Here is a 15,083-nt window from a genome sequence, read left to right as displayed (position 1 = left end):
CGTGCACGAAGACGAGAAGTGGCGGATAGCCCGGATCGCCCTGGATGCCGTGGGGGAGAGGTACGACTACGCGCTCGCCGGCAGCATGGCGCTGCGGGCCCACGGCCTGGCCGAGAGACCGGTCGATGACATCGACCTGTTCAACATGCCCGACACCGGCATGGACGCCGTGCAGGCACGGGCCGAGGTGATCGCCGCGCTCACGGCGGCCGGCTACCAGGTCGAGGTCGAGAAGGTCTGGGCCATGGACCAGGCCGCGAACCTGGGCGTACGCGACCCCGAGCGCCTGGACGTCGCCCCGGTGACCATCCAGATGGTCCCGATGGAGATGCGGTACTTCCCCGCCGACATCGACGGCATCCGGGTCATGTCGGTCCAGGACTGCGTGCAGATGAAGGCGGAAGCCGTGGCCTGGCGTACCGAGGCCAAGGACTACGTCGACCTGTCCGAGATGAACGCGATGCTGGGGGCCGAGGTCGTCGACGAGTACCTGGCGGCGAACCCTCACCCCGTCGACGAGGTCGTCTTCCGCTCCCAACTCGGCAAGGTCGCGGAGATCCCCGACGAGAAGTTCGCCGTGTACGCGGTGGACGCGTTCAAGGCCGCCGAGGTGCGCCAGAACATCCTCTCGTGGGCCGGGGAGCTGGCACCGGCGAAGCCGAACCCCCTGGCGGTCGATGCCGCCGGCCCGGCGGCCGGGATCAGCGCGCTGCTGCCCGATCAGGCCGAGGAGGCTGCGGACCGGATCGCGGAGAACTCCCCGCAGTCACTCATGACCGACCACGAGCTGATGGTGACCGGGGCGAAGTCCCGGCAGCTCGCCGATGCGGCTGAGGCCGTCGCAGAGGAGTCGGAGCGCGAGGCGAAGTGGATGCGCGACAACTTCGAGGCGTCGGGCGGCGGCTCTCTCGCCTCATCGCTTCGGGACATGGGTGCGGACGACGAGATCGTCCAGCGCGCGGCCAACAGCGAGCGTGAAGATGTCGAGCGGAAGGAGGCCCGGGCTCAGGAACTCCGCGGGCAGGCGAACGAACTCCGCGGCCAAGCCGACCTCGCGAAGACGGAGGTCGCACGCCGGTCGGAACTGACTCCCTCGGAGCGCGCGGCTGAGACCGTCATCCGGCGGGAGATTAACGGTCAGGTCGCCGCACAGGCCGAGCCCACCCGGGCCTCGGTGATGGCGCGCGCCACGGCAGCGACACCTCATCAGCAGCGGGCGGTCCGCGCCTGACGCGCGAACTCCACCAGCCGCCGTCGCGTACGACGAACAGATCGAGAGCACCATGAGCACCATCCCCCCGTCTTGGCCCGAGATGCACAGCTTCATGCCCAACGGGAAGCCTGACCCGCCGTGCCCGTGCCCGCGCCACCGTTGCGGCGGGATCTCCGAATGGTCCCCGGACTGCGAGGTCCACACCGGAGCCGGGAACCCTCTCCGGATGATCAAGCTGGCCTCCCAGTGCTGCCCCGACGACGGGGCCTGACCTCCGGCGTTGTCCGGGCTCGTGGTTATAGTCGCCCCCTACACACCCAGGGGGTCTCCATGAACAACCGCACCACCGGACTCGCCCTGGCCGCGCTCGTCGCCTTGGCCGCCGTCGGCTGCAGCAGCGCGAGCGGCACCAGCCACCCCGGCGCCGCCAACAGCGCCGCGGCCGGCGAGGACACGACCACGCCTCCGGTGAGCCAGTCCGAGCTGCACCGGCGCCTCCTCACCTCCGCAGATCTGGGCCAGGGGTACACGGAGGTACCGGACAGCGGGAAGCAGCGAAGCGACGTCGGCATCACGGGCTGCCCGGCCCTGGAGAAGCTCGGCGACAGCGCCCAGGACGGCGAGCTCGCGTTCGCCGTGAAGGCGAAGGCAGGGTTCGCATACACCGCTGGCTCAACGGGGAACTCGACGCTGGGCGAGGAGCTGCACAGCGATACCCCGGCCAAGCTGTCCGAGGGCACCCGGGCCCTGTTCAAGGCGTACGAGTCCTGCCCGAGCTTCACGATGACGTCAGGTACCACTCCCGTGAAGATCGAGATCGGCAGCGCGAGTGCGCCCTCGGACCTCGGCGACGAGCGGTACGCGCACACCATGACCGTCGCCAGCGGAACCTCCACCACGGTGCTCAAGCAGGTGGCCGTCCGCACGGGCAACGTCGTGGTGATGCTCACCGGGGCACCCGGTCTCGTCGACGCTCAGCTGCCGGCCGCAGTGGAGAAGGCCCGCTCCACGGGCTGAAGCAGCACGCTGACGATGGGCGGCTCCTCCGGGGCCGCCCATCGTCGTTCCAGATCGAGAAAACCTCGTCGTTCAAGGTCCCCGGCGCGGCGATACTGACCCGATGGCGATAGACCTCGACGGCGCACGGGCCGCCCTGCGGGCGGGCGACCCCGCTGCTCTCCTCGGCTTGCGCGAGTCCCAGTGGCTCGACGCGAAGGCCCAGCTGTACGACCTCCGGAGTCCCCAGGGAGCGGAGTCCTTGGCGAAGCACGTGGCGGCCTTCGCGAACACCGAGCACGGCGGACTCATCGTCTTCGGCATCCGAACCCTTGAGCAGCACGGCCGCGAGGTCCTGGAGGAACTCGTTCCTCTTGGGCCGGTCACCCTCGACGTCAAGCAACTCCGCGACCTCATGAAGGAGCGGATCACACCTGCCCCGCGGGACGTCGCCATCGAGCGCATCGACCGCGACGGCGAGCTGCTGTGCGTCTACATCGACATCCCACCGCAGCCTGCCGGGAACCTTCCCTACCTCGTCGAGGCGCCTGTCGGAAAGCCGGGTCGCCTGAGCAACACGAAGGTGGCGGTGCCGATCCGCGAAGCGGATGGCACGACCTGGCTGCCCCGGTCGGAGATTCACCGGCTCCTCTCCGCGGGGCTGGCAGCCCAGAAACGCCCTGGTGCTGCGGCCCTCGCAGAACTCGTCGAAGAGGCAGTCGGCAGAGCGGATGCCCGGCGATCTGAGCGACCTCGGTACCGGGTTGGACAGGGACTACCGTCGCGGGAAGAGGAGTTCCGCCAGGCGTACGCCGCTCTCACCCACGATGCCCCCGTGGGGGAGCCAAGTTCCGAGGTCCACTGGGACGACGGCGGGGTCGGCGTCCTACAGCGCTTCGCGCCCCGGCCGCCGGCGCACACCGGATGGGTCCTGTGCGCACTCCCGCATCAGCGGCCGGTCGCCGTAGCCGAGCCGGTGTGGCAGGCACTCGTCGAAGCTGGAAGTGGTGCTCCTGGCTCCCCGCTCGCAGCGATCGGCTACCCGTACACGCCACCGAGATCCATGGCTCACGAGGTGATCGGCGAGGACGCGGAACGCGTGGATCTTGACGGCGGTCGTTGGGGCCGTGGACAGCTCGTACGGACGGCCGACGGCTCCGGATGGCGGTGGGAGCCGCGCCAGCCGCCGAGCTTCGAGGTAACGCGGGGATCCCGGAACTGGACGAGCGGGTCGGAGCCATCGCTGCGTGTTCGGGCGACGGTCACCTTGCCGTGGGCGGATCTGTCGGGCGCCGTCATCAGCCCTGCACGCCGCCGGGAGCTCGCCGACATGCTTCCGTTCTCGCCGCTCGCCGGCGTGGCGTCGATCCTCACGGAGCGTCGGGGGTTGTCCTGGCGGGCCTCCTCCTGGGAACCGGGCCCGCACCGGAATGCCTCGGACGCCGTCAGTTACTCAAGCAGTTTCGCCGGTGCCGCAGGTAGGCATGTACTCGCGGCCAACGTGATGGCGGTGCTTCCCACCCAGCTCGATCCAGCCGCCGTGGCCTGCGCCGAGCTCTGCGTCGATCTGCCGTCATGGCGGGAGGCGGTGTCCTCCGGCGGCGGGACGGGCCGGGAAGAACGCCTGTCCTGGGAGGAGGTGGAGGCCGCGTTCCAGGCTGCCTGGGAGACCGCCTCCGATCACGCCGCGCGGGTGCTTGTCGACGACCCAGCGGCGATGAGGTGGGCTGATGTCCCGGCAGTCGAGCTGGGGATCTCCGCTGGCCAGGGCCACGATGGAGCACCGCAGATGCCGTTGGACGACGTCGTGGACCTGGCACCGCTGGGGGCGACCGATCGGCGCCCGTTGACGCGCATGTCCGTCACCCTGCGAACGGGGGTCCTCCTGTCGCCCGCTGCCCGGAAGCGCCTGCTGCGGGAGGCGCTGGACCGGATGCTTCACGGCTTCGGCTTCGTCGACGCCCCGGAGGCGGCGCACAGGTAGCCGCTGCACGGAGGGTCCGAGGTCGGCCTCCGGCGCGCACCGCCGATGACCGGCCTCGTCAGTACCGGTGCCCGTCGCGCCGGTTCTGTTCGTCGTCGAGTTGCTGTCGTACGGCGGCCTGGGCAGCGTCGTGTGCACGGCGCTGCTCCTCGGCCTGGGCGGCCTGGGCACGCTCAGTCTCTTCTGCCCGTCGCAGTTGGGGGTCCATCGTGGCCCGTACGGCGACCTCCTTGCGGAGTTCGAGGGCACGCTGCCGCTGCGCCTCGGCTCGGCGGCGCATCCGGTCGCCGGTGGTCCGGGCGCGGGTGGAGTCCGCTGCGGCGATCTCCTTCTCCTTGGCGGCCACGGCCTCCTCGGTGCCGCCGAGCTGTTCCCACTGCTCCAGGAACTGGTCGTGCTCGCTGGGCTCGCCGGCAACGGGCGCGGCCGTCTCGATCTCCTCGCGCCAGGCGGTCCTACGCCGCTCGGCGTCGGCGAGATCTTCAACAGCTTGAGCCCGTTGCTCCTCGATGGCGCGTCGGTTGTCGCCGCGCAGGAGGGGACGCCCGAAGCGTCCGGTCTCCTCCAACTGAGCCGTCACGGTGACGAGGCGGTCCCTTGCAGCAGCATGGTCCGACTCGGCCACAGCCAGCTGTTCCTGTGCCTGACGCAGGTCGAGGATGGCCGCCACGCGCCGCGCCTGTGCAGCCGTCTCGACGTCGATCCGGCCACCGGGCGCCGCGTCCGCGGCGAGCTGATCCGCGCGAGCGAACGCTGCTTCGGCTTCCGTGTCGGCAAGACGTGCTCGGGACAACGCGGAGGACTCCGCTGTCCGCAGGGCGCTCCCCGTGAGGGCACCGAACGGTCGCTGTCGCCAGCCTGCGGGGGCCGGCTCAGGTTCCCGGCCAAGCGCATCCAGTGCGCGCTCGGCGTCCCGTCCTGCCTGCGCAGCGGCACGCGCCTCCAGGCCCTCCGCACCTCGGCGGCGGGCGGCATCCTCAGCCTCCTGCGCCCAGGCTCGGGATGCGCTGGCGACCTCGGCGGCACGCTCCGCGAGTTCCGCGAGTCGTTCGTGCCGCGCGTGCAGGGCGTCACGCTCGTCGCGCCGCTGCGGGTCCTCCATGGCCTTTCGCGTGGCCGCAGCACGGTTGCGGATGTCCTCTGCGGCCTGCTCGGACGCCTCGGCGGAGCGCCTTGCCTCGTGTGCCTCGTCAGCGGCACGCGCGGCCTCCCGCGCCCGGATCGCGCCGAGTTCCCCGCGCCGGACAACTTCCTGGAGGCGCGCCCGGTCGTCCTCCTCCGGAGTGCCGGAGGGAGGCGTCGCCTGGCGGAAGCGGTCGACGGCGGCATGGGCCAGGTCGTAGTCGAGGGCCTGTACGGGGTCGGCGGGCCGACTCCCCAGGGACAGGTCCTCGCGGCCGTAGTCCCACCGTTCGCGGTACAGGTCGATCGCAGTGGCTGCCTGGATCCAGAGTTCTCGACGCGGGTCGCTGTCGAGGGGGACGGGACCGAGGGCGTCCAGCCAGCGGGCACCCGCGTCGGCGGCGGCGAGCACCCGGGCGCTGGACACGGCCTCCTCCAGGGTGGGCTGGGCGTCTCTCCAGATACGGCGGAGGTGATCGGGGCCAGGCGCGGGGGCAGGACCGAGCGGCTCGTCGCCAACGAGCTGGGTGAGGTCGCGGTACGCGGCGGCGGATGCCAATCGGGAGCGCCAGAGGCGAGCCTCCTCGGGGTCCTCGGGCTGTCGTCCGTAGGCGGCTGCCCAGCTCTGGCCGAGGGTCGCCTCCTCGGCAGCGGTGGTGGCCAACTCCTCCGCGCGGGCCGCGATGGCCTCGGCGAGGGCGTGGGCGTACTCGGCCTTCTCGTCTTCGCGGCTCGCCGGCACGACGAGGTGGAGGCGGGCGAGGAGATCGGCCCCCGTCCCCAGGGCGCCGGTCTGGTGCTCCGCCTGGTCGAGGGCGTGCAGGACCCGGTCATCGGTGTGCAGACGCCAGTGGAGGACCGCGGCGACGTCGTCCGCGTCGCTGAAGCCGCGCGTGGGGATGGCGCGCTGAAGCGCGGCGACCGGATCCTCACCGCCGGCCTCGATCCGGGTGAGGACGTCCCGAAGCGCGGGCCAGGCCTCGGCCGTGACGATGGCCTGGGCCATCGGGATTCGGTCCCCGATTTCACGGAGGAGCTGTTCGCCCACGATGTCGTCGAGGGTGAACCGCAGCCGGGGGACCAGGGTGTGAAGGGCTTCGGCGGCGTCGAGGGATTCGCGCTGTGCCACCGTGGCCGAGCGGGTCGTACCGTCCCTGCCGACGATCTGAGCCCAGGCCTGGCGGGCGGTCCGCACCGGGTCCGGGGCACCGACGATCGGCTCGATCTCCGGCGTGACCACGAGGTAGATGTGGTTCTCGTACTTGCCGCGCGTCGCTGAGGGGTACGCGGCGTTGCGCGTCATCCCGGCCGAGAAGAGGGCGTGCGCGGTGTCCGTGGTGATGCCCTGTGCACGGTCCTTGGTGATGGCGTAGCCGAGCTCGACGGACTGCTCAACGTACGCGGCTGGCAGCACGGCGTTGGCCTTGGACTGGTCGGAGCGTACGACGAGGCTGCCGTCGCGACGGACCTTGGTGACGGTCCAGAGGTCGCCGTTGCGGACGTATCCGCGGCCGCCGCGGACGCGGATTCGGCGGTCGATGGCTCGGGTGACGATTCGGTCGCCGGCGCCGAGCTCGTTCCCGTCGCGCAGGCGGATGGTCCTGGCCGAGTCGACGAGGCCGGCGCTGACTCGATCGTCACGGGCGCGGGCGGACAGGGCCGAGGCGGTCGCGTTGTCGGGTGCGATGAGGATGGAGACGAGGCCGTCCTTGGTGTCCCTGAGCCATGCCTCGTACGCTTCGGCAGCCATGGCGTCGGCGCTGCCGAAGTGGATGCGGCCTCGGGAGTGGTACGCCTCGAAGGAGCTGGTGGAGTCGCCCTCGGCGAGAGCCTTCGATGCCTCGATCTCCCAGGTCCGAAGCTTGCCGTCGTGGTCGCGGAAGCGCCGGACCTCGGTCAGGTAGAGCGCACCCGCGTCTTCCTCGATCTGGGCGAGAAGGCCACCGGTCCCAGGTGCACCCAGCTGGAGCGGGTCACCGACGGGGAGGAGTCGGCCCCCTGCGGCCGTCACCTGGTGAAGGAGGCTGGCCATGTCGGTCGAGGCCGCCTGGCCCGCCTCGTCCACGATGACGATGGCCCCGGCAGGCAGGCTCCAGTTCCGCGCGCCGGGGGAGACCAGCTCGCTCATCGTGAGCCATCGTCGGATGTTCTCCGTACGGATGGCGGCTTCCTCCGCGAGGACATCCGCCTGGATCTGTCCGTTGGACATGCCGATGACCGGGATGCCGTAGGCGTCGCCCACTTCGCGGATCAGGGCCATGATCGTGGTCTTGCCCGCGCCGGCTCGGCCGATGATCGCCTGGACTCGGCGGTCGCCGGTGAACACGCCGTGGACGATCGCGAGCTGTTCCTCGCTGGGGGTGAACCCGCGCTGCTCGTGGCCGGCGTGCAGCGCGGCGGATATCTGCGCGTGGGTCAGGCGGCGCACGGCGGCCGGGGCCTTTGCGGCCTGCACGACGGCTCGTTCCGCTGCCTTGATGTGGTGGGAGGTGAAGCGCGTGCAGCCGGCGTCGTGGAAGAGGGAGGTGCCGTCCGCGCGCCGGTAGGCGGCGGGGACGGGCAGCAGTTCGGGCATGTCCACGAGTTCGCAGTGCTCGGGGGAGAGCGTGGCGGTCGTGAGCTGCTGAACGGCTTCCTCGAAGCGGCCTTCGAGGGTGATGTGCAGTCCGCTGGAGACGAGCTGACGTACGACCTCGGCCTCGGCGTTGGGTCGGGTCCAGGTCTCGCGTTGCTGTTCGAGGACTCTCACTGCGGCGGCGGGGATGTCCTCGAGGCGGGTCACCCGACGCGCCTCCAGGGCGTGGGCCTCCGGGGTATCGGTAGCTCGCCGGCTGGCACGGTCGGACTCCTCGCGGCCGAGAGCGAGGACCTGCTCGGGACGGCGGAGCCCCCGGCGGCGGGCCCGTTCGCGCCAGTGGGCGCGTTCGTCCTCGCGGCTCCGTAGTTCCTTGTCAGGACGCTGGGTGAGGGCGGCTGCCTGGGCGAGCTGGTACGCCTCGGCACGGTTCGGCTCCCGGCCTTCGCGCTGCCGGAACGTGGACATCAGTGTCCGCAGGTGGCGCTCGGTCTGCTTCCGTCGAGTGGAGAACTCGCTGATCAGTTCCTTGCCGATGCCTCGGAACTCGCGGACCGGGCGCTTGTCGAAGCTGAGGCTGTCCTCACGTTCGACGGCGGTGATCCCGAGGTCCTGTGCCATGCCGCGTTCGAGCTCGGCGGCGTAGATCTCGCCGAAGGTGACGCGCTGACGGTGAAGGGGACGGGCGTCGAGGGCGAGCCACTTGCCGTCGGCGAAGACCTTCGAGCTGATGGCGATGTGCCGGTGGAAGGCAGGATCACCAGCACGGCTGGAGCGGTGGACGAAGATGGCTGCGGTCAGTCCGTCGGTGGGTATCTGGGCCACGCCGTTGGCTCCGATGCGCGCGTAGGCGGCGTCGGCTTCGATGCGGTTCCACATCTTCAGGAAGGCCCGCTCCTCGATCTGGAGCAGCTTCCCCCGTCCCTCGTTGTCCGCCAGGGCGTACGCCACGGCGAAGGACTTGACGGGGGCGACGACCATCTCCCAGCCGGCGCGAGCCGAGCGCTCGCCCTCGCGCTCGACCTGGTCCCGGAGCTCTTTCTTGCGGGCGGCGGATGCCTGGGGCTCCAGGCGAAGCCGCTCGGCGTATCGCTGTTCGACGGTCCTGTACTGGCGCCACCGGCGCCCCAGGGCTTCACCGGTGATCGGGTCTTCGCCGAACTTGAACAGGGCGTCCGCGTGCTCCTGGGAGACCTCACCGGAGAGGCCGAGGGCATCGGCACCAAGGCCGATCCAGGTTCCAGGGGTGTCGGCCCCGGCGGCCCAGTGGTCCGCGTTCTCCTTGACGCCGAGGGTCCGGTCGTCGCTCGCGACGGTGCTGAGGAGGTAGTCGATACCGGTGCCGGCGCTGACGGGATGGATCGTCAGCAAGGGCGTCCGCGCCGTCCTCTCGACACGCTCAGGCGCGGGGCCGGGGAGAGCGTGATCGAGTCGTTCATGACGGTGATCGTATTTGATCGGGCCGCATATGCCAAAGGTAATGCACATGGTGTGGCTGGATGATCTGGCACAGATCTCGATGACGAGCGTCGGTGCAGGTCAGAGCATCTGCGGAACGCAGAGTTGCGTCAGCGTGAGGCACAGTGCGTGTCAGTGGCTGGTGGCGGTCAGGGAGCATTCGGAGCTTGTAGGCGACGTTGTCGGAGAGCAGGCCGACGATGTCGCATGACCAGGTCCGCAGTGGCGGGAGGAGGGCCTCGGCCTCCACCGACTGCTGGCGGCCGCGTAGGGTGGCCGACGTGATTCTGCTGCCGCCGCACCGAACCAAGGGTCCCGGCGTCCTGGGCGCCACGCCTGAGCAGCCCGACGGCCCTTTCGGCCGCTGGCCCGGTGACGACGAGGAGCACCACGCTGCCGCGCCGACACCGCAGTGCCCTCGCCTCGCAGCGGGCGCGAGCGGTGACGCTGTGGCGGCAGGTCCTGGCCGCGCTCAATGACGACACCCTGGATGACGCGGCCCGTGAGCAGATGGTGGCTCGCGGCGCCGCGCAACTGGCCGTACGCCGGACGCCCGAGGGCCAGCAGCCCGCCCCGGACGAGGTGATGGCGGTGTCGTTCGAAGAGTTCGCGCTACTCCTCGACGTCGAGCAAGCCCGCGCCGCCCTCGCCGAAATCGACCATGCCCATGGGTGACCCCGCCCCCCTCGTCCGCGCAGTGCCCGAGACGTCCCGCTGACGGCAATCCTCGCCCAGTCCATCCTGGAGATATGGCGAACCGGAACGACGCTCTTGCTGACCTGACCCGCCAAGCTGTCGATACTGCGGGCACGTTCCGCACGCTGGTTGAGCGGATGAACGATCTGGGCCTGCGCATGAGCGACTACAGCGACAGGGACCTGCTCACCGTCGCCTCTGACTACAGCGACGAGGACCTCCGCGCCGTCGCCTCCGCACTACGCGGTACCGCGGTGATCACGCTGATGGACGCGGCAGACGCCGAGCTACTGAGCGACCTCCTGCGGAAGCTCCGCGGCGGTGCAGGGCGCCCCTGACCTGACGCCGCCGTACGCGCCACTGCGGCTCAGCTGGCCGGCACTAGGTAGGCGGAGGCGGCCTTCCGTGCCTTCTCCCGCTGCTCAAGGGCTGCTCGAACCTCCGGCGTCTCGGCGGCGCGCCGCAGGGCCTCGTCAAGGCCCATGGGCGGGACCGGCACGGGGATGGCTGTGGCCGCCGCTCCGGGACCTGCTTCGACGCCCATGAGGTTGCACACCTGTGCGGCGAGGGTGATGTTGCCGGCCAGCGTGGCAAGGTAGTAGGTCTTCACCGGTTCAGGTGCTCGATCGCGACATGGTTCGCACAGGACACCGCTCGGGCCGTGGGCAGGGTAGGCGAAGATCAACGGTTCGCTGCTGTGCTCGACCAGCACACCGCACTTCAGGCAGGGCAGCGGTACGGGTCTGGGGTCGTACTCGACGGCGTAGAGCACAGGGTCCGTCATTCCGGTCGCTCCTTCACGTGGCAGTCAGCTTCTGCGGCTCGCTGCTCAACGACTCTTCGGGGCGGCGGAAACGGAGGCAGGCGCGACGGCCCGTCTGCCTGCTCTCGGTCGAGTGTGAGCATCGCCGCAGGTCGGGGGCGGGGTCCGGCCTTACCTGTGGTCTGGGCGTCTGCCTAAGATCCCGGCATGACTTCACGTAACAACGAATCGGTGCTGTCCCGGAAGCAGAGGCTCCGGGACAAGCAGAGGCGGCAGCTGAAGGTCCTGGATGCGGTCGAGAAGCACGAGAAGAAGCTGGCCACCATCCAGGACGAGAAGGAACGGAAGATCGCTGCGATCGAGAAGGACGCGGCGGACGAGGCGGCCACCGTCGAGAAGGAGATGGCGAAGACCATCGTCGAAGCCGTCGACGTGTTCGGCAGCCAGCAGAGCGCCGCTGATGAGCTCGGCCTGTCGCTTCGGGAGATACGTCGCTTCCTGAACCAGGAGGACGAGGACGAGGCGGCAGAAGCATCTGACGGTACGGATGGAGCGAAGGGTGCTGCTGATGCCCAGGCTGGCGCAGCCGAAGGCGCGGTTACGGAGGACGGCCCGGCGGCGGGTGGGGCTGCCGCGGTCACCAGCTCCGCGGCCGCGAGCGACGTGGTGCCGACGGCCGAGGTGCCGGCCGCGTAGTTCAACACGGGACGGCCCTCCTCGCCGCGCACCTGCGCGGCGAGGAGGGCCGTCTGCTGTTCACCGGGTCGTACGGGCTAGGACCGGCGGCCGGCCTTGGCGGCCCTCTCACGCCGCTCGATCCACTCCTTCACCTCGGTGACGCTTCGGGCGCTGTTGGAGTCCTTCGCCGGGAACGGGTCGTCCGGGTCGTTGCCGTACGTCTTGGCGTAGTACTTCAGCATGTCGGTGGTGGTGCCGACGGCTTCGGCTAGGGCGGTCGGTCGGAGCCTGTCGGCGGCCTGGCCGCGGTGGGGTTCGATTGCCCGCAGGAGCCGGTTGGCGGAGTCGGTCGTCTTGAGGCCGAGCTGTTCGGCGAGCCAGGCCGGCGTGACGGTGGTGCCGGCCTTCTCGGCGCCCTGCACCAGCTCGAGTACCTCCTGCTCCCTCGTGGTGAGACCGCGGGCATCGCGGGTGGAGGTCTTGGACGGCTTCCGCTCCCGCTCGGCGTTCTGCAGGATCCACTCGCGAACGGCCGGCCAGTCCCGTTCGCCGTTCTCGTCCGGCTCGGGGAAGGGGGTGTCGGTCTTCTCCGCGCTGTAGGCGCTGGCGTAGTAGTTCACGCCGCGGACGCTGATCCCGAGGGTGCGCGCGAGGTCCTTGCTGTCCATCTTCGCGCGGCGGGGACGAGCGCGACGCGCTGCCTCCGCGACGTCGCGGGGGCCAGAGGCGGTGTCCTCTCCGCCGAACCTGTCGACGATCCAGGTCAGGACGAGGTCGCGGTCGCGGAACTTGACGCCGCGGGGTCCGGTTTCGGGGAGCTCGGGAGGGAAGTCGGCGAACAGCTCCTTGTCGTACACCCAGTTCCGGACGCCGTGGAGGGTGAGGCCGGTCGCGTCAGCGATCTGCTTGTTGGTGATCTTCGGAGGGAGTTTGGCGAAGGCTGTGCGCACTTCGTTGATCGGTTTCATGGGCTGGTGCTCCTGGTGGTGGCCGGCGCTCGGCGGCTTGGGGGACGCCAAGAGGCCGACGACGGGGCGGCGCTCTCGCTTGTGGGGACGAGAGGGTCGTGTCCGTCGTCGGCCGAGGCGCCGTGGTGGTGTGTGGCACGGCGTTCGGTGCGGTTGCTCGTACGGGTGGCTATGGCTGTTTCACCACGCTCCTCGGGCGGTGTGTGCGGCGGTGCCGCTGGTGATCCAGTCGGCGAGGGCTCGGATGTCGCGTAGGGCTCGATCGAACTCGCGACGGCTGTGGTCGCGGACCTCCGGTGAGGATCGGTGCGCGGACTGCCCGTACCAGACTCCGGCGTCGAGCACGTCGGCCCAGCGGCGGGCCAGGTCAGCGAGGAGCTGTTCGGGGAGGCCGTGGAGGCAGGTGCATGCGGTCTCGGTGAGTTCGGTGCGGAAGCGTCGAGCGTGCTCCTGGTGCTCACGGAGATCGGCGGGAAGCGTGATCGGTGCGCTGTGCCACGCGGGCAGGTGGGTGCAGGGGCTGACGTGTCCGATGGCCTCGGCGATGGCGGGTGCGGTGGTGCGGGTCTGGTGCAGCACGTGTGTGGTGGCGCTGTCGTGCTGGAGGTCCAGTGTGGTGGTCATGATCTGTTCCTGTTCGGGTGGTCGTGGTGGCCGGGGCCGGGCTTGCCCTCCCGTCTCCGACGTTTACTAAATTACCTATTCTGGGTGGTCGGGTCAAGCGACGCCACCGGGAGGTCATGCTCGTCGGGCCACCAGCCGGCGGCGGCGGCGTTGGCCTCGTGCCGGATCGCGGCGGCCTCCAGCGAGTCGGGGCTTCCGAGGTAGGCGGCGAACGGCGAGAGGGGGAGGGCTTCCGCGAGGGATCGGATGCGGAGGGCCTGTTCGGAAAGGATGCGCGCGGCAGCGGCGAAGAGGTCGCCGGGGGAGTCGGCCGAAGCGAGGTCGGCCCAGGCGCCCTCGCGCTGGCCCCGTACGGTGACGCGGAACGGGTTCGTACGAACGGTGTACCGGTAGTCGGGGTGGCCGGGGCGCTCCGGTACGGACGGCGGGACGACGGCGGTGACGAGGTGGGGCGCCCCGGCGTGGACCCATGCCCGGTATCCGGCCAGGGTGATCTGCTCGGGCCGCGCGAGAGTGGCCACGTAGTCGGCGAGGGCGGGGATCTGGTGCGTCGGGGGTCCCCAACGCGAATAGATCCGTGCTTCGGTCCGGCCGTCCGGTCCGAGCCAGTCGAGGATGGCCCGCTCGGGCATGAGGTGTCCGTTCCCGGCCGCCGCGCGGGCGACCGTCTTGATTGACCGTTGCGTTGGGGCGTGGGCAGCCCCGGGTACGTCACAGGGGTGCCAGAAGTGAAAGCGGCCCCACGAGAGGCGCCGCCTCATCTACGGGCACTGGGAGCGCCGGCAGGCAGCCGACTCACAGTCCTCGCTTCGCCTGGATCCTGCCGCGCACCGGCTCACGCTCGACCACGCACGCCGGCCCGCGCACGGTCCAGCGCTCGGCCGGGTCGGCGTCCTCGGGCGGCGGGGCGCCGTTCGGGCCGGGCTCCCACACGAGCATCGACGCCGTGCCGTCGCAGTCGTCCAGGGCCTCGCGCTTCAGCGACCACAAACTCCGGAGTGCCTGGTAGATCGTCGCGTTCCGCTCCTTCGCGACCGTGAGAACGGTGGTGGCGGTGTTGATGGTGCCCTGCCCATCACGGGCCCTGCGGGACAGCTCGCCCTGGGCGACCCCGAGCGAGGAGATGACTTCCAGCGGCCCGTACTCGGCGCGGTCGTTGGGTCGGAAGCGGACGTAGACGATCACCATGTCTCCTGAGTGGTGGCGGCGGCCGCGAGCCGTGGGGCCTCGACCGTGTCGGGGTAGCGGGGGCTGCGGTGGCGCAGACCGGGGTGGAGTACGGCTGCCGGAGCCGGGCGGCCGTGACGTCGTTCCGCGCGCGCTGCGAGGAGGAGGGCCATCGCTCGCTGCGCCTTGACCTCGGCTTGCTCTCGGAGGTGGACGGGGCACTGCGCTGGGACGGTGACGCGGGAGGCGCGGAGGTCGATCTCGGCGGTGACACGGCGGATCATCGCGCCGGCACCGCGCGGTTCGACGAACAGCGTCAGGTGTGCGTGGACCCGGTGGTCGTAGGGGCGGAGCACGGTGTACTCGTTGCGCCACGACCGGAATTCGGTGTCCGGTGAGATGCGCACGCTCGTGGGCACGGTTCGCCCGGTGCTGGCCGAGCGGGTCAGGAGGGGCGCGGCGGGGTGCGGCTCGGTCCGCTGCACGTGTCGGTGGAAGGGGTACCAGCCGGACCCGTAGACCACGGGTGTGTCGTCGAGGGCATACGTCCAGCCTCCGAGGGGCATCTGGACGCCGTACATGTCGAACTCGTCTTCCTGAGCGGCCGTCGGGGACGGCGGTGTTCGGTGCGGCATGGGACCTTCTTGTACGGACGGCGGGAGTGGCGAGGGTGTTCGCGCACGAGGCGGCTCGATGCCGCCGCGGACGCGGTCGGCCGGCGGGCGCACGGACGCCGGGCTCATGCGGCCGCGCGCTACGGCGGTCGGCGGCCTGGTGGTGCGTACGGCGCGGGGTGCGGCCCGGGCGGTTCGGCGCGGACGCGGCCGGGCCGGCTCGAT

The 15,083-nt window shown here is 70.6% G+C and carries 13 protein-coding genes; 6 read left to right on the top strand and 7 right to left on the bottom strand.

The window, feature by feature from the left end; translation table 11 throughout:
• Nucleotide 1: 1 nt before the first annotated feature.
• From AB0E14_RS04670 to AB0E14_RS04660, 3 genes are all read left to right on the top strand, one after another.
• The gene (locus tag AB0E14_RS04670) at nt 2-1,231 is read left to right on the top strand and encodes a hypothetical protein (RefSeq protein ID WP_362411934.1); all 1,230 of its coding nucleotides are present in this window, start codon (nt 2-4) and stop codon (nt 1,229-1,231) included.
• 312 nt (nt 1,232-1,543) lie between these two features.
• Nucleotides 1,544-2,230, top strand: coding sequence for a hypothetical protein (locus AB0E14_RS04665; protein ID WP_362411931.1), 687 nt, complete (start codon nt 1,544-1,546; stop codon nt 2,228-2,230).
• Between the two features lie 103 nt (nt 2,231-2,333).
• Nucleotides 2,334-4,193, top strand: coding sequence for an ATP-binding protein (locus AB0E14_RS04660; protein ID WP_362411928.1), 1,860 nt, complete (start codon nt 2,334-2,336; stop codon nt 4,191-4,193).
• A 58-nt stretch (nt 4,194-4,251) separates the two neighbouring features.
• On the opposite strand, the gene mobF is transcribed toward AB0E14_RS04660, so the two are convergent.
• Complete coding sequence (gene mobF, locus AB0E14_RS04655) at nt 4,252-9,261, bottom strand: MobF family relaxase (RefSeq protein WP_362411925.1); 5,010 nt, start codon at nt 9,259-9,261, stop codon at nt 4,252-4,254.
• 459 nt (nt 9,262-9,720) lie between these two features.
• On the opposite strand from mobF, the gene AB0E14_RS04650 reads away from it, so the two are divergent.
• On the top strand, nt 9,721-10,023 hold the full coding sequence (locus AB0E14_RS04650; RefSeq protein WP_362411922.1) for a hypothetical protein: 303 nt from the start codon (nt 9,721-9,723) through the stop codon (nt 10,021-10,023).
• Between the two features lie 74 nt (nt 10,024-10,097).
• On the top strand, nt 10,098-10,382 hold the full coding sequence (locus AB0E14_RS04645; RefSeq protein WP_362411919.1) for a hypothetical protein: 285 nt from the start codon (nt 10,098-10,100) through the stop codon (nt 10,380-10,382).
• Nucleotides 10,383-10,411: 29 nt separating this feature from the next.
• Here AB0E14_RS04645 and AB0E14_RS04640 read toward each other — a convergent pair whose 3' ends face one another.
• Complete coding sequence (locus AB0E14_RS04640; RefSeq protein ID WP_362411916.1) at nt 10,412-10,828, bottom strand: hypothetical protein; 417 nt, start codon at nt 10,826-10,828, stop codon at nt 10,412-10,414.
• A 186-nt stretch (nt 10,829-11,014) separates the two neighbouring features.
• Between AB0E14_RS04640 and AB0E14_RS04635 the strand changes: the two genes are divergently transcribed.
• Nucleotides 11,015-11,503 carry a hypothetical protein gene (locus AB0E14_RS04635; RefSeq protein WP_362411913.1) on the top strand — a complete coding sequence of 163 codons (489 nt, stop codon included), beginning with the start codon at nt 11,015-11,017 and terminating at the stop codon, nt 11,501-11,503.
• A gap of 77 nt (nt 11,504-11,580) precedes the next feature.
• On the opposite strand, the gene AB0E14_RS04630 is transcribed toward AB0E14_RS04635, so the two are convergent.
• The 5 genes from AB0E14_RS04630 to AB0E14_RS04610 form a co-directional block, all read right to left on the bottom strand.
• On the bottom strand, nt 11,581-12,453 hold the full coding sequence (locus AB0E14_RS04630) for a hypothetical protein (RefSeq protein ID WP_362411910.1): 873 nt from the start codon (nt 12,451-12,453) through the stop codon (nt 11,581-11,583).
• A gap of 180 nt (nt 12,454-12,633) precedes the next feature.
• On the bottom strand, nt 12,634-13,077 hold the full coding sequence (locus tag AB0E14_RS04625) for a hypothetical protein (protein ID WP_096631661.1): 444 nt from the start codon (nt 13,075-13,077) through the stop codon (nt 12,634-12,636).
• A 71-nt stretch (nt 13,078-13,148) separates the two neighbouring features.
• Nucleotides 13,149-13,709 (bottom strand): hypothetical protein, encoded by a 561-nt coding sequence (locus AB0E14_RS04620; protein ID WP_362411906.1) that lies wholly within the window; start codon nt 13,707-13,709, stop codon nt 13,149-13,151.
• Nucleotides 13,710-13,872: 163 nt separating this feature from the next.
• Entirely contained in the window at nt 13,873-14,265 is a 393-nt protein-coding gene (locus AB0E14_RS04615) for a hypothetical protein (RefSeq protein ID WP_362411903.1), read from the bottom strand.
• Nucleotides 14,259-14,879, bottom strand: a complete 621-nt coding sequence (locus tag AB0E14_RS04610; RefSeq protein ID WP_362411901.1) for a hypothetical protein — start codon at nt 14,877-14,879, stop codon at nt 14,259-14,261. Before AB0E14_RS04610 ends, AB0E14_RS04615 begins: the two co-directional genes overlap by 7 nt.
• Nucleotides 14,880-15,083 lie beyond the last annotated feature (204 nt).

The sequence above is a fragment of the Streptomyces sp. NPDC047981 genome, from assembly GCF_040653315.1.
Lineage (GTDB): Bacteria > Actinomycetota > Actinomycetes > Streptomycetales > Streptomycetaceae > Streptomyces.
Note: the sequence above shows the minus strand (reverse complement) of the source record. Positions and strands in the feature narration are given on the sequence as shown.

Bases quoted from the DNA above. Each gene is read 5' to 3' on its own strand.
- AB0E14_RS04645 (WP_362411919.1), top strand. From the start codon at position 10,098: ATGGCGAACCGGAACGACGCTCTTGCTGACCTGACCCGCCAAGCTGTC.
- AB0E14_RS04635 (WP_362411913.1), top strand. From the start codon at position 11,015: ATGACTTCACGTAACAACGAATCGGTGCTGTCCCGGAAGCAGAGGCTC.
- AB0E14_RS04620 (WP_362411906.1), bottom strand. From the start codon at position 13,709: ATGCCCGAGCGGGCCATCCTCGACTGGCTCGGACCGGACGGCCGGACC.
- AB0E14_RS04610 (WP_362411901.1), bottom strand. From the start codon at position 14,879: ATGCCGCACCGAACACCGCCGTCCCCGACGGCCGCTCAGGAAGACGAG.
- AB0E14_RS04640 (WP_362411916.1), bottom strand. From the start codon at position 10,828: ATGACGGACCCTGTGCTCTACGCCGTCGAGTACGACCCCAGACCCGTA.
- AB0E14_RS04665 (WP_362411931.1), top strand. From the start codon at position 1,544: ATGAACAACCGCACCACCGGACTCGCCCTGGCCGCGCTCGTCGCCTTG.
- AB0E14_RS04660 (WP_362411928.1), top strand. From the start codon at position 2,334: ATGGCGATAGACCTCGACGGCGCACGGGCCGCCCTGCGGGCGGGCGAC.
- AB0E14_RS04630 (WP_362411910.1), bottom strand. From the start codon at position 12,453: ATGAAACCGATCAACGAAGTGCGCACAGCCTTCGCCAAACTCCCTCCG.
- AB0E14_RS04625 (WP_096631661.1), bottom strand. From the start codon at position 13,077: ATGACCACCACACTGGACCTCCAGCACGACAGCGCCACCACACACGTG.
- AB0E14_RS04615 (WP_362411903.1), bottom strand. From the start codon at position 14,265: ATGGTGATCGTCTACGTCCGCTTCCGACCCAACGACCGCGCCGAGTAC.